Origin of the sequence: Amycolatopsis sp. CA-161197 (genome assembly GCF_050942255.1) — a bacterium.
Classification (GTDB): Bacteria; Actinomycetota; Actinomycetes; order Mycobacteriales; family Pseudonocardiaceae; genus Amycolatopsis.
This window is the reverse complement of the sequence record NZ_CP192059.1, coordinates 4,216,706-4,239,955: the sequence shown is the minus strand read 5'-3', so window position 1 is coordinate 4,239,955 and position 23,250 is coordinate 4,216,706. Positions and strand designations below refer to the sequence as shown.

Below are 23,250 nucleotides of genomic sequence, written 5' to 3'. Positions count from 1 at the left end.
CAGTCCTCGGTGGTCTGGCGAAGGTTTTCAGCCGGCCTGGGTGCGGGCGCTCGGGTGGCGGAGGTGGTCCCGCGCCGCGATCTCGGCGGGTTCGAGCATGGTGATCATCTCCACGCCGGGCGCGCAGATGCACACGGCGACGAACCGGCTCCACTTCTCCGGTTCCAGGTTCGCGACCTGGTAGTGCACCACGTCGCCACCGGGCTCCCAGAACGCCTCACCGGCAGTGATCTCCCGAGGGGCTTCGCCTTCGAGCTCGAAGAGGATCTTGCCCTCGAGCACGTAGCCGAAGACCGGTCCGCTGTGACGGTGCGGACGCAGTCCCTCGTCCGCCGGCGGCAGCTCGACGAGCTGCGTCATGGCGTGCGAGCCCTCGGGGATCCGCGGCGGGGTGATGGACAGCAGGTCGGAGACCTTGACGTTTCCAACGGCCAACATGGTCCCGACGCTAACGCCGTTTCGGACCACAACCTGGGACCACTCGGCGGCCTTGAACGGGGACCACTTCGCCCAGCCACGCTTACGGCAACTGGCGTACCAACGCCTCGAGCGCTCCCGACCACGCGCTGGGCGACGGCGTGGCGAACCCGGCGACGAGACCGTCGCGAACCGACCTCGATTCCGGGTGCCGGAACAGGTCGAGTGGTTCGACGGCGAGCCGTCTCCACGCGGCCTGACGCCCGTCCGCGCTGGTCAGACGGCCGGCCTGCTCCAGCAGCACGTGCAGTCCCGCCGGCACGCCGCCGACCGACGAAGCCGGCGAGTGCTGCTTGACCGCCTCGACCAGCTGGTGCCGGCGCCGCCCGTACTGGGACCGCATGGCCCGGATGTGGCGGTCGTACGCGCCGGACTCGATGAAGTCCGCCATCGCCAGCTGGTTGACGAACCCGACGGTCTCCTCGGTTTCCCCCTTCTGCCCGGCCACGGCGTCGACCAGGTGGTCCGGCACCACGAGCCAGCCGAGGCGCAGGCCCGGCGCCAGCGATTTGCTCGCCGTGCCCAGGAAAATCACGTGCTCGGGGTCCAGCCCCTGCAACGCGCCGACGGGCGCGCGGTCGTAGCGGAACTCACCGTCGTAATCGTCTTCGATGATCACCGAGCGGCGGCGACGGGCCCATTCGACCACGGCCGCGCGCCGGTCCGGGTGCAACGCCACCCCCAGCGGAAACTGGTGCGACGGTGTCAGCAGCACCGCTCCCACGTTCGGCCGGCCGTCGAGCACCGCGATGTCGGCTCCGTCGGTGTCGATCGGGATCGCCGGGGCCGCCAGCCCGGCCTTCTCCAAGGTCCGGCGCTGTGCGGGCAGCCCGAACTCCTCGACCGCCACCGCCTTCACGCCGGAGGCCGCCAGTGCTGCCGCCACCAGGCGCAGTCCCTCGGCGGCTCCGCTGCACACGATGATGTTGTCCGCCTGCGTCCGCAAACCTCGAGCGCGCGCCAGGTATCGGGCGAGAGCCTCACGCAATTCGACCCGGCCCGACGTGTCGGAATATCCGAACGCGTCGAGCGGCGCGGCCCCGACGGCCCGTTTCACCGCGCGAACCCATTCCTCCCGCGGAAACGACGACAAATCCGGGCACCCCGGCCGAAGATCGTGCACCGGCCGCCGCAACGCCTGCGCCGCCCGCAGCCGGGGCCGCGCACGCACCGATTCCGCCCCACGCTGCGACACCTCGGTCCCCGACCCGTGGCGGGCGGTGAGCCACCCTTCGTTGACGAGCTCCGAGTAGGTGCGCACCACGGTGTTGCGCCCCACCCCGAGATCCGCCGCCAGCGCACGGCTCGACGGAAGCCGCGTCCCGGGAAGCAACCGCCCGGACCGGATCGCTTCCCGGAAAGCATCCATCAGGCCCGCGCGCGCACCACCGCCGCAGCGAATCAGGTGCAGGTCCAAACCGGAAACCCGTGCACTGCCGGCGGCCCCCTGATCACTCACGCCGGGCAACGCTACTACACCGCGCGGAATACGAGCTGCGTAAGAACATCCCGTTTCTTCTCACGCATTCGATCAGATGGACAATCCACCGCCGCCGGACACGACGATCTCCTGCCCGGTGATGTACGCGGCCCCGTCCGAAGCCAGGAACGCGACCGTCTCGGCGATGTCCTCCGGCGTGCCGAGGCGACCGAACGGGTTCTGCTCCGCCATGGCCGCCAGCGTCACGGCGACCTCGTCGGGTCCCATGTGGGCCCGTGTCATGGGGGTGTCGGTGAGTCCCGGGCTGACGGCGTTGACCCGGATGCGGCGCGGGGCGAGCTCCAGGGCCAGCGTCGGGATCATGGCCAGCATCGCGCCGTGCGATCCGGCCGCGACGCTGTTGCCGGGCAGGTTGCGCGTCGCTCCGATGCCGACGGTGAAAATGACCGAAGCTCCGTCGCACAGCAGCGGCAGCGCTTTGACCAAGGTGAAGAACTGGCCTTTGGTGTTGACGGCGAACACATCGTCGTAGGCGGCTTCGTCCCAGGCGTCCAGCGTCATCGGACGGCTGACGCCGGCGTTGAGGAACAGCGTCGTCAGCGTCCCGAATCGGTCCTGGACCTCGGACACCACCTTGTCGGTGTCGGCGAGCGAGCGAGCGTCGGCACGCAGCACCAGGACGTCCTCGGGCAGCTCCTCGCGCGCCCGGGCGACGCTTTCCGGACGCTGCCCGGTGACCGCGACGCGGTAGCCGCGGCTGTGCAGAACCTCCGCAGTCGCCTTCCCGATCCCGCTGGTGCCACCGGTGATCAGAGCTGCAGGTGCCGGCATGGTGATCTCACTCCACATTGGTTGGTGTACTGCGCCGAGTTCACGCTCAGGCGCGGCGCGGTGCAGGCAGCGAGCGCCACCGAGTTCGCCTGACGCAACTCTGCCGTTCCGAGCGTCCATCATGCCCCACTGCGGACTATCTAGTCCACTCAGGTGAGCCACGCACGTCGAGTAACCACCGGTATGCATCCTGACGCTGCCACTGTTGCGCCCTCACCTATCTGGACTATCTGGGCCACATTTGCCACGCTTGCGAGGTGACCATGACTCGCACGGGCAAGCGCGCGACCAAGGAACAGCGTGCCGCATCGAAGTACCTGGGCTCGCTCGGCGACTCACTCGCCAGGTGGGTGCGGTCGGCCGGACCGATTGATGCCTACGAGATGCACCTCCCCGTCGACGTCCGCAGTCCGCTCGAATGGTTCTCCTTCACCATCGCCTCGCGGCAGCTCAGCAGGGCGACGGCGGTTTCGATCTACGACCGGTTCGTCGCCCAGCTGGGTGGCTCCGTCACCGCCGAGCGGGTCATCGCGACCGACGAGCCGACGCTGCGCGGCGTCGGCTTGTCCTACCCCAAGGCCAGGGCGATCCGAGCGTTGGCCGAACACGCCGACGACGGTCTGCTCGATCCGGACGGTCTCTCTACCCGGTCGGATGCCGAGATTGAAAGCGAACTCGTGGCCATACCGGGTATCGGTCCGTCGTCAGCGCAGCGGTTCATGATGCTGTACCTGCGCAGACCCGACATCTTCCCGGCCGGCGACCTCACGGTGCGCGCCGCGATCACGGCGTTCGACGGGCTCGAGAAGAGGATCACGCCGAAGGTTGCGGAGCAGCGCAGCGAATTGTGGCGGCCGTATCGCTCGTACGCGACGTCGTACCTGTGGGGCTACATGTGGGAGCATCGTTCTCCGGCGCCCGACCGGTTCTCGCAGGCGCGATAGGCGTAGAGCCAGGATCGCGCTCCATACACGGCCGACCTGCTCAGGCCGTCGGCCACGTGGTCGAGGTCGGCGTCTGCCATCGCGGCCCACTCAGGACGGACCAGTCCCGGTGCCGCCGCGACGACGTCGGCGAAATTGACCATGCCCGCCCGTGATACCGCGACGCCCTGCGGACCCTGGTGGTGACGGCTGCACGCGGCATCGATCGCCCGCACGGCGGCCATGGACTCCGCAGACCATTCGAGATCGTCGGTGCCGGGCACTCGGAACAGGGTGTCCACCAGCTGCTGGGCCAGCGGGACCAGCGCAACCACGAACGCGTCACCTTGCTCACGGGTCATGAACGTCCACACCGGCGTCGCCGGACGCGCGGTGGCCGGAACGTCGGCGCGCGTCCAGGTGTCGATGAAGAACATCAGCAGCTCCGGGATCGGTTCCGTGGCCGAATGCACGGAACTGTCCGAACCGCCGCCGGGGTACTGCGAGGTCCAGACTGCGCGATCCCCGCCCTTGTCACGGATCGGCGCGTGCACGCGCCAGTCGGCGCAGAAGAACGACAGCTCGCCGGTCCGGACATTGAGCAGGACTCGCTGGTAGTGGCCGACCCAGCGGTCCGCCTGGGCCGGCAGCGGCGGCAGCTCCACGCCATCGGGAACCGGCCGGTGCACAACCTCGACTGCGTTGACATAACGAGTGACGGGCATCGTCGGCGTCCTCCCCGTCAACCGAGTGACGTGGAACTTGTTTCGTATTCAAAACCCTGCAGGTGATCCAGTTTCCCGGTAGAACGTCGCGATTTCGCCGTTGTAGTGCCGACAATCACTCAGAGGTAAGACGTTCCGAAGTGGACATACGACCGGCTCGTCACCGGAACCGCTGGGCCCGGGGCGCACGATGGCCACGCCGCGGCGCCGTGCCGGGAGTGAGTTCGAGGATCCGCACCACCCGATAACGGTGTGGCCTCCACGGCCGGTAAAACGCCTCGATCTCGTCGTCGGCGAGGGGATGGCCGGCGAGGGCCAGCCCGGTCATCCGGCCGAGGTGGAAGTCGCCGAGCGGCAGCGCGTCGGCATCCCCGAGCGCCCGGTGCCCGACCTGCGCCGCGGTCCACACGCCGACGCCCGGCATCAGCGACATCAGTTCGTACGCGCGGGCGGGGTCGCCGGCGGCACGGTCGAGCTTGGCCGCATGCCGTGAAACGAAGGTGATCGTCCTCGACCGCTGGAGGTCGACCCCGGCGCGCCGCCATTCCCAGACCGGGATCTTCGCCCATTCCTCGGGAGAGGGCATGACCCGCATCGTCTCGTGCGCCGGTCCCGGTGCCGCACCGCCGTGCGCCCGGACGAGGCGGGCCCAGGCGGCCATGGCGTCCAGGCCGACCACCCGCTGCTCCAGCACGGCGGGGACGAGCGCCTCGAACAGCCGCCCCGTACGCGGAACGCGGAGTCCCGGCAGCCGCTTCCAGGCCCGTTCCAGCACCGGATGCCCCGGCCGGAACTCCTCGGGGCGATCGTGCTCCCCCAGCTCGCTGCGGATGTTCCCGACGAGCTCCTCGGCCCCCGGCCCCCACGCGTCGACGTCCAGATCGTCCAGGCGCTGCTGCCGAATCCGGTAGGTGACCAGCCCTGACGAGGTGCGGGCCGTGCGCCACAGCGTCCCGTCGGCTTCCACCCGGTGGGTGGGGTCGTACCGGCCGCGCCGCAGGCTCTTGAGCGTCAGCTTCGCGTCCACGGGAAAGCCGGGCTCCCAGTGCGTCGACTGGTCCGGTGGCATTTCCAACGTCCCCTCCCTCGAGACGGTTCTCCGGGCGGTCTGCCTCGAGGACCGGAGATGACGGTGGAGGTTCCAGCGCGCCGGGCCGGCGCAGCGGGCTTGTTGGTTGCGCCCGCGCCGCCGACCTGCTCGCGCACTGCTCGGCGGGAGGCGACTGTACCTCGGTAGTGCAGGCGCAGGTCATGGAGCCCGTCTCGGCAGCCAGCCGGGAGTTTCAGCTTTGCCGAAGATTGCCGATCACGAATTCGGCCATTTTCGCGAGTCCGCCGCAGCGGTCGTTGTCCCAGTAGCTGCCGGGCAGGTCTTCGCCTTGGATGTCGAAGGTGAGCATCTGGTCATGGGTGACTTGGACGGAGACGGAGCACTCGTAGGTGTGCCGGAAGACGTGGTAGACGACCGCGGGGAGGCCGGCGATCGACGTCTCGGTCCACGGGTCGAGTTTGCCGTCCTTCTTCAGGCCGTCCACCGACAGTTCGGCGAGTGTCTTAGGGCCGTCGATCGGCTTCAAGGCCGAGATCAGCGCACCGAGGTGGTTGGTCCAGGAACACCCGAAGTCAGAAGGGCCGTTTCGCACGTTCGCGCGGATGTCGTTGGGCGGGTCAGCCACGACGGCCGCGGCCTGGTCCTTGGTGAGCAGGCTGCACGGGTCCGAGTCGAACTTGGCCAGGTCGACGGGCCGGTCAACCTGGGTGAACGGCAGCGGCGCCCCGGTCTGCGCCGGAGCCGGAGGCTGCGAGAGCAGACGGTGCGGCTTGGCCGAACCACACCCGCTGAGCAGACCCGCGGCGAGCACCACAAGCCCGGCCAACGCCCACGCCCTCATGCCCGCGCCACCGACGGCTCGACCCACCACTGCTTCTCGTCGCCCGACGGGCGTGGCGCCGCCATGACCGCTCGCGGCGTCGTGCATCCGGCTCCCCTACTCTGGGTTCCGTCGATTAACGGAACGTAACTATCGGATCTTACTGCGAATCGCCGACAATGCAGAACCGGACGAGGGACGGCCGCGCCGGCCGACCGCGAGCGACCGTACGTGGTGTCGAACCGGCCCGGAACATCGGTGCGGCGTTCGACAACATCGCGAAAGCGGTTGTGACAAACGAAATTCTTCGTCAACGGCGCGTGCGAAAGCGAGTTCTGTTCTCGCTACGCTGCCATGGCAAAGGCCGTCAATGCCTGGGGGATGTGTGAAGGACGAAGCCGCAGCCGTTTCCACTGAGCACGTGCAGTCGAACGGGCTGTTGTTCCGCAATCGTGACTACACCGGCTGGTGGATCGGAGACACCTTCTCGGATTTCGGTAGTGCGCTGTCCGTTGTCGCCTATCCGTTGTTGGTGCTGGCGGTCACCGGGTCGGTCGCGGGCGCGGGTGTTGTCGAAGCGGCCGTGATTGTCGGCAGCCTGATGACGATGTTGTTCGGCGGCGTGCTCGCGGACAGATTCTCCCGGAGGGCGATTCTCGTCATCGGCCCGCTGGTCCAGGCCGCCGCGGTGAGCGGCGTCGTGGTCGCGGTGCTGACCGGCCACGTCGCGGTGAGCGGTCTTGCCGCGGTCGGGTTCGTGCAGGGGCTCGCCGGCGGACTGACTCAGGGGGCGCAACTCGCGGCGCTGCGGCGCCTCGTGCCGGACGAGCAGATGGCGGCCGCTTGGGGCCAGTACGAGGCCAGGGTCAGGACGATCAAGCTGGCCGGCCCCGCGGTCGGCGGTTTCCTGTTCGGCGTCACGCGCTGGGTGCCGTTCCTCTCGGACGCCCTGTCGTTCCTGGCGAGCGCGGTCGGCGTGCTGCTCATCAAGCGCCCGCTCGGCCCGGACCGTGACGACGAGGACAGCGGTCCCGGAGAGTCGGTCTTCGCGAGCATCGGCGCCGGCTTGAAGTTCATCCGGGGCAACGCCTACCTGCGGTTCACGGCAGCGTGGGTCTCCCTGGTCTCGGCTTGCTACAGCGGCCTGGTCCTGCTCGTGATCGTGATCGTCCAGGGCCGCAGCGGTGATGCCTCACTCGTCGGTGCCGTGAGTTCGATCGGCGCCCTCGGCGGGCTCGCCGGGGCACTTCTCTCGAGCCGGATCGTGAAGCGGTTCCCCGGACGGCTGCTGGTCATCACCATGTCCTGGACGATGGCCGTCGTGGCGCTCGCCATGGGTTTGGTCCCCGGCACGTGGCCGGTCGGCGCGCTGCTGGCCGTGATGATGTTCCTCCTCTCGCCGCTCAACGTCGTCTTCGCGACCTACGAGATGAAGATCATCCCGGACGAGCTGATGGGCCGGGTGCAGAGCGCGATGAGCGTCGCGTCGACGTCGATCCAATGGCTCGGCCCGATCGCCGCTGGGTTGCTGGCCTCGGCCTTGAGCCCGACAGCGGCCACGATCGTGTTCGCCGGCGTGATGGCAGTGCTCGCGATCGCCACGCACTTCTCCGGCGGCCTGCGAGCGCTCACCGGTCCCGCCGCGGCGCCCGCCCGCTAGTCACGAGTCGGGTGCAGGAGCAGTTCGGCGATGGCTTGCACGCGGGCACGGGTGATACCGGTGCCCTGTTCAACCGCCAGCGGGTGGTCGGTGGGCTCGAGTTCCACGGTCGGCCGGACGCCGACGGGCTGGCTGTGCAGGTTGGTTTTCAGGTTCAAGGTCGTCGGCTCGTACGTGGGGAGTTCGGTGGCGAGCCAGCCGAAGTAGGGCGGTTCCTGCACTCGTTCCGGCTTGGTCCACAGTTCGGCGACGCGCGCGAAGTTGGCCTCGCTGAGCGACACCCACACGCCCCATTCGAAGTCGTCGCCGGTGTCCAGGGTCGGCAGGACCAGGCGCGCCCTGATGAAGAAGTGTTCGCCATCGATCACGCATTGCTCGTCGCCGAGGATGCTGCCGGGATTGCCGGTCAGGCCGTCGTGCCAGTAGGCGGGCGCGAATGTTCCGTAGCCCAAGGGGAGCTCGTCGTGGTGCCGGCCGCAGCAGGAACAGTCGTACCCGAGGTCGGTGGTCATGGCACACAGCATAGGGATGCTCGGAGCCTCAGCACATGAGTTCGCGCCCATCCACCGAAAGCCACCGCGACGGCAAATCCTGCGGTCCATCGGCCAAGCGGGCAGGATCGGAATTCGGAGGAGAATCGAGGGGGTAGATCTGCGGTGAAGGCTTCCGAGAAGGCCAGGATGTGGGCCTGCCTCGCCGTGTCAGGGGTGCTGGCGGTGACCGCGTGCAGCTCGTCGATTGCGGGCCGGGCTCACCCGGCGAACTCCCCTGAGGCGAAGCAGGCCGAGACCGGGATTGCCCTTGAGAACCTGACCGTGGCTCCGGCCGAGGCGATGACGTACGCCGGTCAGCCCGTCTACGACGCCTGCGCGATCATGAACCCGTTCCTGATGCAGCAGGCGGGGTTCGTGATCAATCCCGAGAAGACCTTCATACAGATGAAGTTCACCGGCAATGACGGTCCCCCGGCCCCCGGTTCTGTCACCTACGATCCGTCCGGGACGCACAGCTCGCCGGAACCCGCGTCCGAGTGCCTGATGACGGGCAGAGACGACAAGTACCAGCTCGGCCTGAGTATCGACCAGAAGCAGTACGAGAGCGACGGCTTTTCGAGCGACCGGGACACCATCTGGCGCCTGGCCACCAATCCCGAGTCGCAACAGAGCACCCAGTCCCACACCGTCAGCCACGAGACGCGTGGCGACATGCAGATCTATGTGACGATGGGGACGTCCGTCTATCCCGATGAGTACGAGGTGTATTTCTTCTGGGGTGGCGACCAGTACTGGGCCACGTTGACCATGCACGCCAGCGACTACGGCACCCCTGAGGACAGCCCGGGCATCTCCCAGGAACCCGCCGACGCTCTGAAGTTCCTGATCGATCAGATCGCCGGCAAGCTGGCCGCCGGGCCCGGCAAGGTGGGACTCTCCAAGTACCGGTTCGCGCCACCCTGGAACGTGCCGAACGCATGTGACGTGTACCGGCCCGAAGACTGGGGGCTGTCGTTCACGGACGACACCGCGTCCGGCCGGGTTCAGGAACAGTCGTCGATCGGTCCGGTGCGGTTCACCGCCGATGCCCAGGACTCCGGCAAGGGGCCGTGGAAATACGTGTGGAGCAGCTGCTATCGCATGAATCATGCCAACACGGGCAACTTGATCGACCAGGATGGATTGACGGTTCAGCTCGACACGTACGACAACCTTGATGGCGCAACGTACTCCAACCAGGTGCAATGCCACCCGCACACCCCCGGACCGGGTGGCGCGCCTTCGGAGGAGACCGAAGCCGAGCTCGGAGACGGCGACACTTGCTGGGTACCCACGGGCGGCAGCCCTCACCTGCTGTTCAAGGTCGGCCGCCACGTGGTCACCCTGTGGGCCTTCAAGCACGAGGACTACCAGCAGCCCGCGCTCAACGCGGTTTTCGGGAAGGTCGTGAACACGATCGTCGACCGGTTGAAGCGAATTCCTTGACCTCGTTGGCCACCGCCGAGATCACGTCGGACGGTGATCGCGCGCGGGCACAGAACATCCGTGGCCGGGCCCCGAAAACCCGGGCCCGGCCACGAACGGCCGCTGCGATCAGGCCGAGGGGGCGGGCGAGCGCAGGCCGGCTTCTTCCAGGCGCGGCAGGACGTCGGCGGCCAGGCGTTCCAGGCCGGTCTCGTAGTCGAGCCACAGGAGCATCAGGCCGTCGACGCCGGCGGCCGAGAGTTCGGTCATGCGGGTCGCGATGTCGGTGGCCGTGCCGACGAGGGGGTAGGCGCCGTAGCCGGCCTTGAATTCGTTGGCCATGTCGGCCATGCGTTCGGGCGGCATGGTCTTGGCGTTCGGGATGTTGGCGGCGATGAACTCCTCGACCGCCTTGTCGTCGCCCTGGGTCACGATGTAGTCGTGGGCGTACGCTTCGGCTTCGGCTTTGGTGTCCTTCTGCACGACGTAGGCGGAGAGCCAGATCTGGATTTCCTTGCCGAACTTCTTGCGCGCTTCTTCGCGGTATTCGGCCACTCGCGCCTGCACCGCGCGGGGGTCCGGGTCGTCCGGGATGGTGAAGGCGACTTCGGCGTGCTGGGCGGCGAAGTGGCGGCCGCGGGGTGAGCCCCCGGCATTCAGCAGCACCGGACGGGACTGGAGGGGGTGCGGTTGTGAAATGGCGTTCTTGAGCTCGAAGGAGTCATTCTTGAGATCGAAGGATTCGGTCGAGGACCACAGTTTGTCGAACACCTCCATCCAGTCGTCGCCGTAGGCGTAGCGGTCGCCGTGTTCCTTCATGGCGACACCGAAGAGGTCGAACTCGGGCTGGAACCAGCCGCACACCAGGTTCATTCCCGCGCGGCCGCGGGAAATGAGGTCGAGCGTGGCTTCCGCCTTCGCGACGAACGCCGGATTGACCAGCGTGATCGGCACGGTGCTGATGACGCTGATGCGCTCGGTGATCGAGGCGACGGCACCGGCCCAGGAGAGCGTTTCCATGACGTCCCCCGAATAGTGCCCGTCACCGCCGAAAGGGTGCCAGCGCGACGCGGAGACGAACCCTTCGATGCCGAGCGCGTCCGCCCGTTTCGCGAGGCGCGCGGTGGCCTCCCAGTCGCCGGAGAACCGGTCCGGGTGAAAGGTGAAGGACGCGCCCCCGCCGTTCATGCCGAAGATGCTCAGCTTGAGCTTGTTGGCCGAATCCCGAATGGGATTGGGCTTGACGACGTTTTCTTCCACGGAAGAACTCATTCCTCGTAATGGAGACGGCTGATGGAAAAACCAACCCAGGTGCCGGACAGTTTCGCGCCGGGAACCTCCGAATCGCCATACCCCTCAGGTGTTATTTCCCGCCCTGCACATCACTCCACTGGCCACAGGGGCGCCGCCCGGAGGCCGAGGCGGCCCAGCGCCGTGTCGGCGGCCCGGTCGACGTCCCGCTTGAGCTGCTCGACGTCGACGGTCTTGAGCTGCTTGCCCTCCAGCACCACGCGGCCGTCGATCACGACCGTCTCGGCGTCGGTGCCGCTGCCGGAGTAGACGAGGTCGGCGATCGGGTTGGCCAGCCGGTTCGGGGACCAGGACAGGCCGGTGGCGTCGAAGACCACGAGGTCGGCGGCGCGGCCGGGCGCGATCGAGCCGATCTCGGCGGACCAGCCCAGCGCGTCGGCGGCGTTGACCGTCGCCATTTCGAACACCGAGTGCGCACCCATGATCAGGGGGTCGCGGCGCACGTCCTTGTGCGCGGCGGCCGCCACGTACATCACCCGCACCAGGTCCAGGAACCGGCTGATCGCCGCGCCGTCCGTGCCGAGCGTGACGTTCACGCCGGCGGCCACGAGCTCCGGGATCACGCCGTGGGTGACCCAGCCGTTGCCGCCGGTGAGGCTGGCGGACGGCGAGTGGGCGACGGACACATTCGCGGCCCGCAGCAACTCGATGTCGCTTTCGGGCAGCCACGCGATGTGGGCCAGGAGCAGCCGCTGGTCGAGCACGCCGAACCGTTCGTACCGCTCGAGATCCGGGTTGCGGCTCGCGTCCGTCCGCGCACCGATGAAGTGACCGAGGATGCCGGTGTCGCGTTCGTTCGCCCGCTTGACGACGCCCTCGAGCAGCCGATCGCTGACGGCCGGCGGGATGTCGAGGTCGTACCAGACTTTCAGGCGGCCGTCGCCGGCGCCGTGGAACCGGTCGTGGATGTCGTCGGCCTCGGCCAGGCATTCCTCGGCGGTCGGGACGCTTCCGCCGAACGGCCCGGCCTGGTCACCGGACTTCGCCGCGAGCACCCCGCGGATGCCGATGTCGAGCGCGGCCCGCGCCGTGGCGGCGGTGCGCGGCCCGGCGCCGTCGGCGAAGCAGGTGGTGCCGTGGCGGATCAGCTCGGCAAAGCTCGCCGAGGCCGCGGTGTAGGCCTCGTCCTCGGTCAGCTGGTCCTCGTGCGGGATGACGCGTTCCTTCAGGCGGTTCACCTGCAGCTGCTCGTCGACGACACCGCTGATCAGGAACGCGCCCGCCGGGTGGTGGTGGCAGTCGATCAGGCCGGGTGTGAGCAGGCCGCCCGGCCGGTCGATCAGCTTCGCGGGCGCGTGGGCGGCGAGGATCTCGTCGCGTTTGCCGACCGCGACGATCCGGTTGCCGGTGACGGCCACCGCGCCGTCGCGGATGATCCGGCGGGTCGCGTCCATCGTCGCGATCGCGCCCGCCGTGATGACCAGGTCCGTTCGCGCTGGCGCGCCGACGTCGTGCGTCACTCGAATCGTCCTCTCGCAAGATGGGCGGGGCCGGTTTTCGGGACCCCGGGCACCCACCCTGTTCCGCGAGAGCGGCCGTGGCCATAACCCTCAGGTGGTATTCCGGTCAGCCGGACTGCGCCAGTCGCTCGGTGCTGCTCATCGTCTCCAGACGGGACCGGGCGCCGAGCTGTCGATCGACGTGACCAGCGTGCGACGGTGGTGCCGGTCGAGCACATTGGTCTTCCACGAGTTGCCTCCAGTTGTCGCTTCGGAAGCCCTGGAAACGTCGCTGCACCACCAGGTTTGACGGCCCTCCGCCACCATATCGGTGTCGGCCGTCGAACGGTTTTCAACAGAACGGCAAGATCAATGGTTCACCGAGGCCGCGGACTCGGGCGACAGCAGTGCTGTGTTCGACTGCGTACTCAAACTGTCGGGTCGAAGGCACCGAGAACGTCGCGCCGTCGGGGCCCGTCGGGGTGCCGGTTGCCCGGGATCGCGGCGAGGAGTTCGCGGGTGTACTCGTGGCCCGGGTTGGTGAACAGGGCGTCGGTGGTGCCGGTTTCCACGATCCGGCCCTGGCGCATCACGGCGACGTCGTGGGCGATCTGGCGGACGACGGCGAGGTCGTGGGAAATGAACAGGTACGCGAGGCCGGTGTCGGCTTGGAGTTCGGCCAGCAGGTCGAGCACCTGGGCCTGGACGGAGACGTCGAGCGCCGAGACGGGTTCGTCGCACACCACCAGGTCCGGGGACAGCGCGAGGGCCCGCGCGATGGCGACGCGCTGGCGTTGCCCGCCGGACAGTTCGGCCGGGCAGCGGGAGAGCGTGGCCGCGGGGAGCGCGACGCGGTCGAGGAGGTCGCGGGCGCGCGAGAGGCGGGAGACGCGGTCCCCCACGCCGAAGGCCCGCAACGGTTCCGTGATCACCTCGCCGATCGAGAACCGCGGATCGAGTGAGGCGTACGGGTTCTGGTAGATCAGCTGGGCGCGGCGGCGCAGCTGCCGCACCTCGGCGCCGCGGGCGGTGGTGACGTCGGTGCCGTCGAAGCGGATCTCGCCGGCGGTCGGGTCGGTCAGGCGCAGCACCAGGCGGGCGGTGGTCGACTTGCCGGAGCCGGATTCGCCGACGAGGGCGAGCGTCCGGCCGCGGTGGAGGGTGAAGCTGACGTCGTCGACCGCGCGCAACGTCCGAGCCGGGCCCGCCACGCGCGGCAGCCGGAACTCCTTGACGGCGTTGCGGACTTCGACCAGCGCCGCGGATCCGATCGGCGCCGGCGCCGAGACCCGAGGGTGAGCCGTGGTCAGGCTCGGCGCGCTGGCCAGCAGCCGCCGCGTGTACTCGTGCTGCGGGTCGGCCAGCAGGCCGGCCGCGGGGCCGGTCTCGACGACCCGGCCTTCGGACATCACCACGATCCGGTCGGCCCGGTCGGCCGCGACGCCGAGGTCGTGGGTGACCAGCAGCACCGAGGTGCCCGACTCCTCCGTCAGCCGCTGCAGGTGGTCGAGGATGACCCGCTGCACGGTCACGTCGAGCGCGCTGGTCGGCTCGTCGGCGATGATCAGCCGCGGGTTCGCGGCGATGGCCACCGCGATCAGGGCGCGTTGCCGCATGCCGCCGGACAGCTCGTGGGGGTACTGGCGCGCGCGGGTGGCCGCGTCCGGCAGGCCGGCCCGGTCCAGGACCTCGATCGCGGCCGGCCACGCGGCGCGCCGGCTCGCCAGGCGGTGGATCCGCAGCACCTCGGCGACCTGCTCGCCGATGCGCTTGACCGGGTTGAGCGACACGGTCGGGTCCTGGGGCACGAGCCCGATCTGCGCGCCGCGGACCGTCCGCAGTTCCCGCTCGGACAACGCAGTGAGCTCGTGCCGGCCGAACCGGACCGTACCCGTGTCGAGGTGGCCGTTCACCGCGAGGAGCCGGATGATCGCGTGTGCAGTGGTGCTCTTGCCGGAGCCGGATTCCCCGACCACCGCGACGACCTCGCCGGCGCCGACGTCGAGGTCGACTCCACGCACCGCACTCACCTGCCCGCCTCGCGTGCGGTAGGTCACCGACAGCTCACGCACCCGCAGCAGCGGTTCGGGCTCGGTCATCGCTGTCGCGCCCATTCGCCGTCCAGGGCCCGGGCGATCCGGTTGGTGGCCAGCACGGTCACCGCGATCGTCAGGCCCGGCAGCGCGGTGAGCCACCACGCGTTGGCCAGGTAGTTGCGTCCGTCGGAGATCAACGTGCCCCATTCCGGCGCCGGCGGCGGCGCTCCGTAGCCCAGGAAACTCAGCGAGGACACGGCCAGGATCGCCGTGCCGATCTCGACGGTCGCCAGCACGACCACCGGGCCGATCGCGTTGGGCAGCACGTGGCGCAGCAGCACCGAGTACCACCGCACACCGCACGAGCGGGCCGCCTCGACGAACACGGCCTGGCGCGCCCTGAGCACCTCGGCGCGCATCACCCGGGCGAACCCCGCGACGCTCGCGATGCCGACGGCGATCGCGACCTTCACCGTGCCGTAGCCCAGCGCGGTGACCAGCGCGAGCGACAGGAACAGGGCCGGGATCGAGAGCAGCACGTCGACGAACCGCATCAGCACGTCTTCGACCCAGCGCCCGACGAACCCGGCGACCAGCCCCAGCAGCCCGCCCGCCACGAACGCGACGGCCAGCGCGATCAGCGTGGCCTGCAAGGAAAGCTGCGCTCCGTGCACGACCCTCGTGAACACATCGCGGCCGAGCTCGTCGGTGCCGAACCAGTGCGCGCCGCCCGGGGCCTGGAACAGCTGCGCCGGCGTGCCGCGCAGCGGATCCCGCGAGGTGAACAGATCCGGCCAGAACGCGGCCAGCACCACGAGGACCACCACGACGACCGAGGCCACCAGGCCCGGGCGCCGCAGGAGGAACCGCGCCACCCCACGGCGCTTTCCCGGCGTCCCCCCGGCGTCGGCCGGCTCGGGGCCGAGAACCGCCCCGGCCGCGACGTCGTCGACAAGTCCCTGGCTCACGCGACACCCACCCGTCTCCCGGTCGCGACCACGATCCGCGGGTCCAGCAGCAGGTAGACGAGGTCGACGACGAGGTTCACCACCACGAAGACCAACGACCCGAACACCACCACTCCCTGGACCAGCGGAATGTCCTGCACCGTCACGGCGCCCGCGGTCACGCGGCCCAGCCCGTCGCGCGAGAACACCGTCTCGATCACCACCGAGTTCGCCATCAGCTGCCCGGCCAGCAGACCGACGACGGTCAACGCGGGCAGCGAGGCGTTGCGCAGCGCGTGTCCCCAGTGGATCCGCGCACGCCCGGCGCCTTTCGCCCTCGCTGTCTCCACGTACGCCTCGTCCAGCGCGGTCAAGAGGCTCTTGGCGAGCACCTGGGCCACGATCGCGCCCGTCGGGACCGCCAGCGCCACGGCCGGCAGCACCAGCCCGCGCACCCCCTCGCCGCCGAAGGCCGGGAACAACCGCAGGCGGAAGGAAAAGAGCTCCACGAGCATCAGCCCGATCCAGAACGTCGGCACCGACACCCCCAGCGGCGGCAGGGACAACAGCAGCTGACGCAGCCACCGCTGCGTGGTGTAGGTGGCCAGCACCGCCAGTCCCCCACCGAAGACGACGGCCAGCAGCAGCGCCGCCCCGGCGAGAGCAAGCGTCTGCGGCAACGCGTCGGCGAGCGTGGCCGTGACCGGTCGGCCGGTGGAGATCGAGTCGCCGAAGTCGCCCCGCACCGCCCTGCCGAGGTAGTCGAGGTATTGCAGGATCACGGGTTTGTCGAACCCGTACTCGTGACGCAGGCGGGCGAGCTGCGCGGGGTCGACCGGCCCCGAGTCCGTGCCGGCGCCCGCCATCGCCGACACCGGGTCGCCGGGCAGGAAGTCCAGCACGAGGAACGAGATCGTGTAGGCCGCCCACAGCACGCCCACCGCCTGGGCGATGCGGCGGATCACGTAGCGACGCATGGCGTTTTCACCTCCTGGGCCGGGGACATCCGGGGCTTGGCTAGCTCAGCCACGTGTCGTGCAGCTGGATCCGGCTGGAGGCCTCGAAGTCGAGGTCGTGCACCTTCGGCGCGACGCCGAGCTCCGTCTGCAGCTCCACGACGGGGATGACGTAGGCGTTGCGCACGACCTCCTGCTGCGCCTGTGCGACAACCGCCTTGCGCTGAGCGCCGTCGGTCGTCGCCGCCTGCCGCGTCAGCAACTCGTCGATTCCGGGCGCGGGGATGCGGTAGACATTGGCCAGCTGCGTCGAGTACTGGCCGCGCAGGATGTCGGGATCCGCCCGAGTCAGATTGCCCCACAACAGATCGAAGTCACCGGCGGTCTGCGCCTGCGCGAGCTGCGCGATCGGCAGCTGCTTGAGCACGACGTCGACGCCTACGGCCTTCAGCTGCTGCTGCACCAGCTCGAGCGCGGGCTGGTTGGTGGCCGAGTTGGCGAACCACACCAGGTTCAGGCTGAGCCGGGCGCCGTTGCGCTGCCGGATGCCGTCGCCGCCGGGCGTCCAGCCGGCGGAGTCCAGCAGCGCCTTGGCTTTCGCCGCGTCGAACGCCAGCGCCGGGCCTTGGTCGGCATAGTCCGGTGTCGTGTGCGACAGGACGCTGGTCGCCGGCCGGGTCCCGGTCGGGAACACGGTGTCGACGATCTGCTGCCGGTCGACCGCGACCTGCAGTGCCTGGCGCACCCGCTCGTCCCGCAGTGCCGGACGGGAGTTGTTCAGACCGAGGTTGAACACCGCGCCGGGATTCGCCCTCGCCAGCAACGTGACACCGGCCGCCTTCAGCGCGGCCTCGTCGGCCTTGCCGACGCTGCCGATCGCGTCGACCTGACCGGACTGCAGGCTGCCCTGGCGCACCCCGGCCTCCGGCACCACCTTGAACACGACCTGGTCGAGGTAGGCCTCGCCCTTCTTGCGCCGGAGCGAGGAACCCCAGTCGTAGCCCGTGCGCTTGGCCAGCGTGGTCGACTGGTTCGCCACGTGCTGCTTCAGCACGAACTGACCGGACCCGATCACGCCCTGGCTGCACTTGTCCTGCGGCCGTTTCCTCGCGCTCGCCGAGGATTCGATCCCGAGCGAGAACGTGGAGGTCGCCTGCAGGAACTGGGCATTGGGCCGGCTGAACTGCACGCGGACGGTGCTCGGATCGACCACCGTGGTGGCCTGGACCCCGCTCAGATAGCCCTCGGCCAGCACCCCGAGGGTGCCCAGTTTCGGCACCGCGTCGAAGTTGTCCTTGACCACCTGCGCGGTCAGTGGCGAGCCGTCGCTGAAGGTCACGCCGGGGCGAAGGTGGAAGGTGAACGTGGTCGCGTCCGGGCTGATGTCCCAGCTCTGCGCCAGCCACGGCACGATCTTGCCGGTCGCGGGATCCTGGTCGGTCAGCGAATCGACGATCTGGCGCAGCGAATAGATCGTGTCGTTGCTGCTGACCTGTTGCGGATCCACGCAACCGGCGTCCGAGCCCACCGCGAAGGTCAACGTGCCACCGCTGTGGGGCGGCCCGCTCGCGGTGCTCGTGGCGCCGCCTTCCCCACAGGCGCTGAGCGTCAAGGCAGTGGCTGCCGCCAGTGCGGCGAGGGCCACTCGACTGGTCCGGCGCCGGTGTAGAGACGGTCTCACGGTCGGGTACTCCTAGCTCGTCGAAGGCACGGCGGAACACGACGTCGTGTCTCGCGGCCGGATCACGCGAATGTCGGCGGGAATTCCCACGGCGGGAAAGAATGCGTCCTCACGATTCGGGCATCCTCCGGCCGGGTTTGCCGTCGGTTCGGGATGCCGCTCGCCGCGAACTCTAATGACCGTTTCTCGCACCGGTCAACGGCGCCGGACAAGCGCGGAAATCCTCCCATCAGACGAGATCCGGCCGTACAAAGAAATGCTTCGGCCGGTGCACGGGTTGTTCCCGGCATGACCATCGGAGTCTCGCTCAACACGACCACCGGAGTCGCCAACTACGTCGACGCCGTCGTCGAACAGGCCCGCGCGGCCGCCGAGGCCGGAATCCGCTCCGCGTGGGTGGGCCAGCGTCTTGACTACGACGCCGCCGCCCTCGCCACCGTGCTGGGACGCGAGCTCCCGGGGCTGCACGTGGGCACGTCCGCGATCCCCGTGTTCGGCCGCCACCCCGTGCTCGTGTCGTCCCAGGCGCAAACCGCGCAGGCCGCGACCCACGGGCACTTCCACCTCGGGCTCGCGCTCGGCGCCCGGTTCATCGTCGAGAAGACGTTCGGGCTGCCGTTCGAGCGGCCCGTCGCGCTGCTGCGCGAGTTCCTGACCTCGCTGAGGGCGTTGCTGGACACCGGCACCGCCGACTTCCACGGCGACCGGCTCACCGTCGCGCCGATCCTGCCGGTCACCGTGCCCGGCGCGCAGCCGACGGTGCCGGTGCTCGTCGCCGCGATGGGGCCGAAAGCCTTGCGGGTCACCGGCGAACTCGCCGACGGCACACTCCCCTACCTGGCCTCACCGCGCGTGCTCGGCGAGCACATCGTCCCCGCCATCGCCCAAGCGGCCGACGAGGCCGGCCGCCCCGCACCGCGGATCGTCGCCTTCGTGGCGGGCACGGTCACGGCGAACGCCGGTGATGTCCGGGAAAAAGCGTTGCGGGACATGGCGTTCTACGACCAGATCCCCTCCTACCAGCGCGTCGTGTCTCTGGCGGGCGCGCGGCACGCGGGTGAGCTCGCCGTCATCGGGGACGAATCGGCCATCGCCGCCGCGGTGCGCAGTTACTTCGACGCCGGAGCGACCGAAGTGGTGTTCACGCAGACCGATCTCGGCGGTCCCGAAGACCAGGCCCGCACCTTCGAAGTCCTCGGTGGCCTGGCCTGACCGCGCAGACCACTGTGGACAGTCACTCGGACGCGGCGAAGTCGTGCACGATCCGCCGGAACATCTCACGCTCACGGCGCGACAGCGGCACGCTCGGCTCATCGGCCGCGGCCGACCGCGGCACGGGTATGACGAACCCGAAGTCGAGCGGCGCGGACGGAGGTGCGAGCACCCAGCCGTAGCCGGTGACCGCTCGGGTCAATGCCCGGATCGCACGCTTCATCGTCAGCCTCCCGTACCGGACCGCCTTCCATTCTCGTCGCGGTCGCGGCCGTGTCCAGCCCCGTCCAGCCGGCGGGAGAACAAAACCGCCCACATCCTGGGCTCGCGTGCAGCCGGGCGGTGAAAAATGCTTGGCTGTGGGGAAAGATTTCGTCGGGCACAGCTCCGCGCCGATCGGCAGTCTCGCGCAGGCCGCCGAATTGTGGCCGGTCGGTGCGGTCGCGGTCGTACGGTCCGATGTGGATGTTGAGGTATTCGGCGACTCGGCCGATCGGTCGGGTGGCCCAGCCTCGCGCGGTCAGCGGGTGCGGCGCCGGCGAGCGGTGAGGATGAGCAGGCCTGTTCCCACGGCCACGAGGAGGAGGCCGGCGCCGAGCGAGGGACCGGCCGAGGTGCCGGTGGTGGCGAGTGGGCCGTTCGGGGTGGTGCGGGTCGCGGGCGGGACGACGATGCCGCTGCTTGTCGTCGTGGACTGGGCGGAGGTCGGCTCGGTGGTTGACACGTCGGTCGGGTGTGACGATGTGGGCGGCGTCGTCGTGGGCGGCGTCGTCGTCGGTGGTTTCGGCCGGCAGGTGAGGGCGAAGTCCACGTCGGGGACGTCGGCGGAGGTCGTGTCGGCCGGGGTGGTGGCGGGGCCGTCCACGGTGAAGCCTTCCGTCGGCACAACCTGGACCTCGTAGCGGTCCGCCGCGACGGACGGGAAGGCGTAGCTGCCGTCGGGCTCGGAGGTGGTTTCCGCGAGGACCGCGCCGCTGCCGGTCAGCAGGCGCACCGTGCCCGTGGCGGGCCGGCCGTCGCACGCGCCGGCCAGAGTGCCGCTCACCGTGCGGGTGAGGGCGGCGAGCCAGACCTGGTAGACGGGCCGGCCGGTCAGCACCGTCATGCGCAGGGTCAGCGAGGAGATCGCCGCGGTCGGGCGGAACCAGCCGCTCGCGCCCTCGGTGTCGGGGCCGTTGCCGCGCAGCGTCGCGGTGCCCGGGTCCCACGTCGGCCGGTCGCCGGCGCTCCCGCTGCCGCACGACGCCGGCTTGGGCGTGCCGCCGCAGTAGTTGAAGGCGCCCTGATAACCGAGCGACGCGACGTCGACGCGGCTGCCGTCCGCGCCGGTCGCGCTGACCTGGACGGTGTCGGCATCGACGTCACCGAGGGTGAACCCCCAGCTCGACGCCGGGGCCGGGTGGGCGAAGCTGATCGTGGTCGTCGACGGCGCGCTGCCCGCGGCGGGCCGGATCACCGCGTAGGGCCGCCCGCGCGAGCTGCCGAAGACCTGTCCGAACGGCGTGTCCGCCGCCAGGTACGTGGTCCCGCCGCTCGTCGCGGTCGCGGAGGTCGCGTCGGTCGAGAAGGCGCCGGCCGGGAAACCCGCCACCGGCACCGTCACCGAACCCTCGCCGGACCGCAGGTCCCAGGTCGCGTACGCCGACCCGGCCGCGCCGGCCGGCTGCGCACCGAGCACGCCCAGCAGCGCGGCCAACCCCATGGACACAGCCGGCACCAGCGCGCCTCGACCTCGCCCATCGACACTCCTCACCCCGCCCGTCCCTCGAGGCAACCACCCTGACCTGCGCCGACGCAGCACATCTCGGCGCAATCGGTCCCCTTTCACGCAAACGTGTGAAGCCGACGCGGAGATGGCTACGCCTGTTCGGTCCTCGGCAGCCAGGTGCGGTCGGGGGACGCCCGCCGCCTCGGCGATGCGGCGGCGGGACTCGAGCAGGCGGGACCGCAGGGCCGGCAACGGGAGGTCCACGAGGTGACCGTCGCGTTTGACCACGCGGCGGGCGACGAGCACGGTGTCGACCAGGCCCGGGTGGCCGGCGCCGACGATCGTGCCGCTCAGCTCCGTCAGACCGCGAAGCCGCAGGACAGCCCGGTAAAATCCGGTAGGTGACCGAGCCGCGCGCAGCCGAACCGAGGACCCCGCGACCGGGACCGTCGCGGCGGGACGCGAAGGCGAACCTCGCACGGGTCCTGGACGCCGCCGCCGAGGTCTTCGCGGAGCACGGCTGCAGTGCCACCCTCGCCGACGTCGCCAAGGCGGCCGGGGTCGGCGTGGCCACGGTGTACCGCACGTTCCCGACGAAGGACGACCTGATCCACGACGTCTACGCGCCGCTGTTCGAGCTCGCCGAGAACCAGGCGATCGACGCGAGCCTCGACCCGGACCCGTGGGCGGGCATCGCCGGATTCCTGGAGAAGTCGGTCACCACCCTCGCTCCCGACAAGGGGTTCCGGGAGCTGCTCAGCGGCTCCTACAGCGAGTCGCTCGGCTGGTCGCGGCCCCGCACGCCTCACCGGCTGGCGAAGCTGGTCGAGGACACCCACAACCGCACCGGCAAGCACCTCGGCCGGCTCGTGCAGCGGGCGCGCGAGTCCGGTCGCGTGCGCGACGACCTCGTGGCCGGCGACCTGCTGCTGATGTCGATGGCCGTGCAGACGTCCGTCGAGTTCGGCGGCGCGGCCCACCCCCGCCTGTATCGCCGGATGATCGGCTTCCTGATGGACAGCCTCCAGCCCGCCCGCGACACCCCCACGCCACTGCCCGAACCCGGGCTCACCGACCGGCAGATCTCCGCGCTGGAGCGCGGCCGGCGCCGGCGGATCTCGGGCGACGGCTAGGGCGCGGCCGAATCCCGGCCGCGCCCCGGCGGAATCCCGGGTCAGGCCGCCGCCGTCTTGATCACCTCGACCACCGCGGCCGCTTGAGACTCGAACAACGAGTGACTCGCCGCCACCTCCGTCACCGTCGCCCCGGCCCGCTCCGCCATCGCGTGCTGCGCGGGCGGCGGAATCATCCGGTCCTCCGTCGCCACCAGATACCAGCTCGGCTTCACCCGCCACGCCGGCTGACTCACCGCGCCCGCGAGAGCGTCCACACCCCACGGCACCTGCGAGTCGGCCAGGAACCGCGCGCGCTCCGGCGTGAGGTCACCCGAGAACGACTCGTGGAACTTCTCCTTGTCCAGGAACAGAAATCCGTTCTGCGGCGGAAGAATCGGCGGCACCGGCGCCCCCGGAGGCGGGTCGGCGATCAGCGTGTTCACCGACTCCCCCTTGTCCGGCGCGAACGCGGCGATATAAGCCAACGCCGCCACGTTGTCGTGAGTACCCGCCTCACTGATCACCGCGCCGCCGTAGGAGTGTCCGACCAGGACAGTCGGGCCGTCCTGCTGATCGAGGATCATCCGGGTCGCCGCGGCGTCGCCCTCCAGCGACAGCGTCGGGTTCTGCACGACGCTCACCGAGTAGCCGTCGCGGACGAGCAGATCGTGGACCTGCGCCCAGCGCGAACCGTCCACGAACCCCCGTGGACGAGCACGACATTGCGCGCTCCTGCGCTCATGATTGTCTCCTCAAGACCGTGCGCCCGGTGCCGCTTCCGCCGAATGACCTGGTACGCCATCATGCTATGATCCGGAATAGCTATTCCGATACCGGGTTTTTCACGGAGGTGCGGATGGGGCCCGGTTCGGCGACGCCGGGGTGTCCTCCCCGGATGCCACGCAGCATTCTGGGGTGGGGCGGTGGCGCTGAACCCCGGCAAGTCGAAGGAACCGTCC

The 23,250-nt window shown here is 69.7% G+C and carries 22 protein-coding genes; 6 read left to right on the top strand and 16 right to left on the bottom strand.

Annotated elements, in window-relative coordinates; translation table 11 throughout:
* Positions 1-27: 27 nt before the first annotated feature.
* The 3 genes from ACQPXB_RS20285 to ACQPXB_RS20275 all read right to left on the bottom strand — a co-directional run bounded on the left by ACQPXB_RS20285 (position 28) and on the right by ACQPXB_RS20275 (position 2,749).
* On the bottom strand, positions 28-438 hold the full coding sequence (locus ACQPXB_RS20285; RefSeq protein WP_366581782.1) for a cupin domain-containing protein: 411 nt from the start codon (positions 436-438) through the stop codon (positions 28-30).
* Between the two features lie 82 nt (positions 439-520).
* The gene (locus tag ACQPXB_RS20280; RefSeq protein WP_432854483.1) at positions 521-1,936 is read right to left on the bottom strand and encodes a PLP-dependent aminotransferase family protein; all 1,416 of its coding nucleotides are present in this window, start codon (positions 1,934-1,936) and stop codon (positions 521-523) included.
* 72 nt (positions 1,937-2,008) lie between these two features.
* Entirely contained in the window at positions 2,009-2,749 is a 741-nt protein-coding gene (locus ACQPXB_RS20275) for an SDR family oxidoreductase (RefSeq protein WP_432854480.1), read from the bottom strand.
* Positions 2,750-3,012: 263 nt separating this feature from the next.
* Here ACQPXB_RS20275 and ACQPXB_RS20270 point away from each other — a divergent pair, with 263 nt between their 5' ends.
* The gene (locus tag ACQPXB_RS20270) at positions 3,013-3,693 is read left to right on the top strand and encodes a DNA-3-methyladenine glycosylase family protein (RefSeq protein WP_432856710.1); all 681 of its coding nucleotides are present in this window, start codon (positions 3,013-3,015) and stop codon (positions 3,691-3,693) included.
* On the opposite strand, the gene ACQPXB_RS20265 is transcribed toward ACQPXB_RS20270, so the two are convergent.
* From ACQPXB_RS20265 to ACQPXB_RS20255, 3 genes are all read right to left on the bottom strand, one after another.
* The gene (locus tag ACQPXB_RS20265) at positions 3,639-4,397 is read right to left on the bottom strand and encodes a hypothetical protein (RefSeq protein WP_432854477.1); all 759 of its coding nucleotides are present in this window, start codon (positions 4,395-4,397) and stop codon (positions 3,639-3,641) included. The two genes, ACQPXB_RS20270 and ACQPXB_RS20265, sit on opposite strands and share 55 nt — an antisense overlap.
* A gap of 160 nt (positions 4,398-4,557) precedes the next feature.
* Complete coding sequence (locus ACQPXB_RS20260) at positions 4,558-5,466, bottom strand: DNA-3-methyladenine glycosylase family protein (RefSeq protein WP_432854474.1); 909 nt, start codon at positions 5,464-5,466, stop codon at positions 4,558-4,560.
* A gap of 214 nt (positions 5,467-5,680) precedes the next feature.
* Complete coding sequence (locus tag ACQPXB_RS20255) at positions 5,681-6,316, bottom strand: DUF3558 domain-containing protein (protein WP_432854471.1); 636 nt, start codon at positions 6,314-6,316, stop codon at positions 5,681-5,683.
* 337 nt (positions 6,317-6,653) lie between these two features.
* On the opposite strand from ACQPXB_RS20255, the gene ACQPXB_RS20250 reads away from it, so the two are divergent.
* The gene (locus tag ACQPXB_RS20250; protein WP_432854468.1) at positions 6,654-7,928 is read left to right on the top strand and encodes an MFS transporter; all 1,275 of its coding nucleotides are present in this window, start codon (positions 6,654-6,656) and stop codon (positions 7,926-7,928) included.
* Here the strand turns inward: ACQPXB_RS20250 and ACQPXB_RS20245 are convergent.
* Positions 7,925-8,440, bottom strand: a complete 516-nt coding sequence (locus tag ACQPXB_RS20245) for a DUF2199 domain-containing protein (RefSeq protein ID WP_432854465.1) — start codon at positions 8,438-8,440, stop codon at positions 7,925-7,927. The genes ACQPXB_RS20250 and ACQPXB_RS20245 overlap by 4 nt on opposite strands.
* 144 nt (positions 8,441-8,584) lie before the next feature.
* On the opposite strand from ACQPXB_RS20245, the gene ACQPXB_RS20240 reads away from it, so the two are divergent.
* Positions 8,585-9,907, top strand: a complete 1,323-nt coding sequence (locus tag ACQPXB_RS20240) for a hypothetical protein (protein WP_432854462.1) — start codon at positions 8,585-8,587, stop codon at positions 9,905-9,907.
* A gap of 108 nt (positions 9,908-10,015) precedes the next feature.
* Here the strand turns inward: ACQPXB_RS20240 and ACQPXB_RS20235 are convergent, their stop codons facing one another.
* From ACQPXB_RS20235 to ACQPXB_RS20210, 6 genes are all read right to left on the bottom strand, one after another.
* The gene (locus ACQPXB_RS20235; protein ID WP_432854459.1) at positions 10,016-11,158 is read right to left on the bottom strand and encodes an LLM class flavin-dependent oxidoreductase; all 1,143 of its coding nucleotides are present in this window, start codon (positions 11,156-11,158) and stop codon (positions 10,016-10,018) included.
* 110 nt (positions 11,159-11,268) lie between these two features.
* The gene (locus tag ACQPXB_RS20230; RefSeq protein ID WP_432854456.1) at positions 11,269-12,657 is read right to left on the bottom strand and encodes an amidohydrolase family protein; all 1,389 of its coding nucleotides are present in this window, start codon (positions 12,655-12,657) and stop codon (positions 11,269-11,271) included.
* 407 nt (positions 12,658-13,064) lie between these two features.
* Positions 13,065-14,735 (bottom strand): dipeptide ABC transporter ATP-binding protein, encoded by a 1,671-nt coding sequence (locus tag ACQPXB_RS20225; protein ID WP_432854453.1) that lies wholly within the window; start codon positions 14,733-14,735, stop codon positions 13,065-13,067.
* On the bottom strand, positions 14,732-15,640 hold the full coding sequence (locus ACQPXB_RS20220) for an ABC transporter permease (protein WP_432854451.1): 909 nt from the start codon (positions 15,638-15,640) through the stop codon (positions 14,732-14,734). Before ACQPXB_RS20220 ends, ACQPXB_RS20225 begins: the two co-directional genes overlap by 4 nt.
* Positions 15,637-16,596, bottom strand: coding sequence for an ABC transporter permease (locus tag ACQPXB_RS20215; protein ID WP_432854448.1), 960 nt, complete (start codon positions 16,594-16,596; stop codon positions 15,637-15,639). The genes ACQPXB_RS20220 and ACQPXB_RS20215 overlap by 4 nt, the downstream gene beginning before the upstream one ends.
* A 40-nt stretch (positions 16,597-16,636) precedes the next feature.
* Positions 16,637-18,115 carry an ABC transporter substrate-binding protein gene (locus ACQPXB_RS20210; RefSeq protein WP_432854445.1) on the bottom strand — a complete coding sequence of 493 codons (1,479 nt, stop codon included), beginning with the start codon at positions 18,113-18,115 and terminating at the stop codon, positions 16,637-16,639.
* A 429-nt stretch (positions 18,116-18,544) separates the two neighbouring features.
* Here ACQPXB_RS20210 and ACQPXB_RS20205 point away from each other — a divergent pair, with 429 nt between their 5' ends.
* A complete protein-coding gene (locus tag ACQPXB_RS20205; RefSeq protein WP_432854442.1) occupies positions 18,545-19,468 on the top strand; it encodes a TIGR03564 family F420-dependent LLM class oxidoreductase in 924 nt (307 codons plus the stop codon).
* 22 nt (positions 19,469-19,490) lie between these two features.
* On the opposite strand, the gene ACQPXB_RS20200 is transcribed toward ACQPXB_RS20205, so the two are convergent.
* Together ACQPXB_RS20200 and ACQPXB_RS20195 are read right to left on the bottom strand one after the other, a co-directional pair.
* The gene (locus ACQPXB_RS20200; protein WP_366581767.1) at positions 19,491-19,691 is read right to left on the bottom strand and encodes a hypothetical protein; all 201 of its coding nucleotides are present in this window, start codon (positions 19,689-19,691) and stop codon (positions 19,491-19,493) included.
* 297 nt (positions 19,692-19,988) lie between these two features.
* Positions 19,989-21,176 (bottom strand): hypothetical protein, encoded by a 1,188-nt coding sequence (locus ACQPXB_RS20195; RefSeq protein WP_432854439.1) that lies wholly within the window; start codon positions 21,174-21,176, stop codon positions 19,989-19,991.
* Positions 21,177-21,443: 267 nt separating this feature from the next.
* Here ACQPXB_RS20195 and ACQPXB_RS20190 point away from each other — a divergent pair, with 267 nt between their 5' ends.
* Entirely contained in the window at positions 21,444-21,581 is a 138-nt protein-coding gene (locus ACQPXB_RS20190) for a hypothetical protein (protein ID WP_432854436.1), read from the top strand.
* Positions 21,578-22,309: a TetR/AcrR family transcriptional regulator gene (locus ACQPXB_RS20185; protein WP_366581765.1), complete on the top strand. Its 732-nt coding sequence runs from the start codon at positions 21,578-21,580 to the stop codon at positions 22,307-22,309. Before ACQPXB_RS20190 ends, ACQPXB_RS20185 begins: the two co-directional genes overlap by 4 nt.
* Positions 22,310-22,350: 41 nt before the next feature.
* Here the strand turns inward: ACQPXB_RS20185 and ACQPXB_RS20180 are convergent, their stop codons facing one another.
* Positions 22,351-22,989, bottom strand: a complete 639-nt coding sequence (locus ACQPXB_RS20180) for an alpha/beta hydrolase (protein WP_432854433.1) — start codon at positions 22,987-22,989, stop codon at positions 22,351-22,353.
* Between the last annotated feature and the right edge of the window lie 261 nt (positions 22,990-23,250).

Coding starts and splice junctions, on each gene's coding strand:
- ACQPXB_RS20285 (WP_366581782.1), bottom strand. CDS start 438: ATGTTGGCCGTTGGAAACGTCAAGGTCTCCGACCTGCTGTCCATCACC.
- ACQPXB_RS20275 (WP_432854480.1), bottom strand. CDS start 2,749: ATGCCGGCACCTGCAGCTCTGATCACCGGTGGCACCAGCGGGATCGGG.
- ACQPXB_RS20270 (WP_432856710.1), top strand. CDS start 3,013: ATGACTCGCACGGGCAAGCGCGCGACCAAGGAACAGCGTGCCGCATCG.
- ACQPXB_RS20265 (WP_432854477.1), bottom strand. CDS start 4,397: ATGCCCGTCACTCGTTATGTCAACGCAGTCGAGGTTGTGCACCGGCCG.
- ACQPXB_RS20260 (WP_432854474.1), bottom strand. CDS start 5,466: ATGCCACCGGACCAGTCGACGCACTGGGAGCCCGGCTTTCCCGTGGAC.
- ACQPXB_RS20245 (WP_432854465.1), bottom strand. CDS start 8,440: ATGACCACCGACCTCGGGTACGACTGTTCCTGCTGCGGCCGGCACCAC.
- ACQPXB_RS20235 (WP_432854459.1), bottom strand. CDS start 11,158: ATGAGTTCTTCCGTGGAAGAAAACGTCGTCAAGCCCAATCCCATTCGG.
- ACQPXB_RS20225 (WP_432854453.1), bottom strand. CDS start 14,735: ATGACCGAGCCCGAACCGCTGCTGCGGGTGCGTGAGCTGTCGGTGACC.
- ACQPXB_RS20215 (WP_432854448.1), bottom strand. CDS start 16,596: ATGCGTCGCTACGTGATCCGCCGCATCGCCCAGGCGGTGGGCGTGCTG.
- ACQPXB_RS20205 (WP_432854442.1), top strand. CDS start 18,545: ATGACCATCGGAGTCTCGCTCAACACGACCACCGGAGTCGCCAACTAC.
- ACQPXB_RS20200 (WP_366581767.1), bottom strand. CDS start 19,691: ATGAAGCGTGCGATCCGGGCATTGACCCGAGCGGTCACCGGCTACGGC.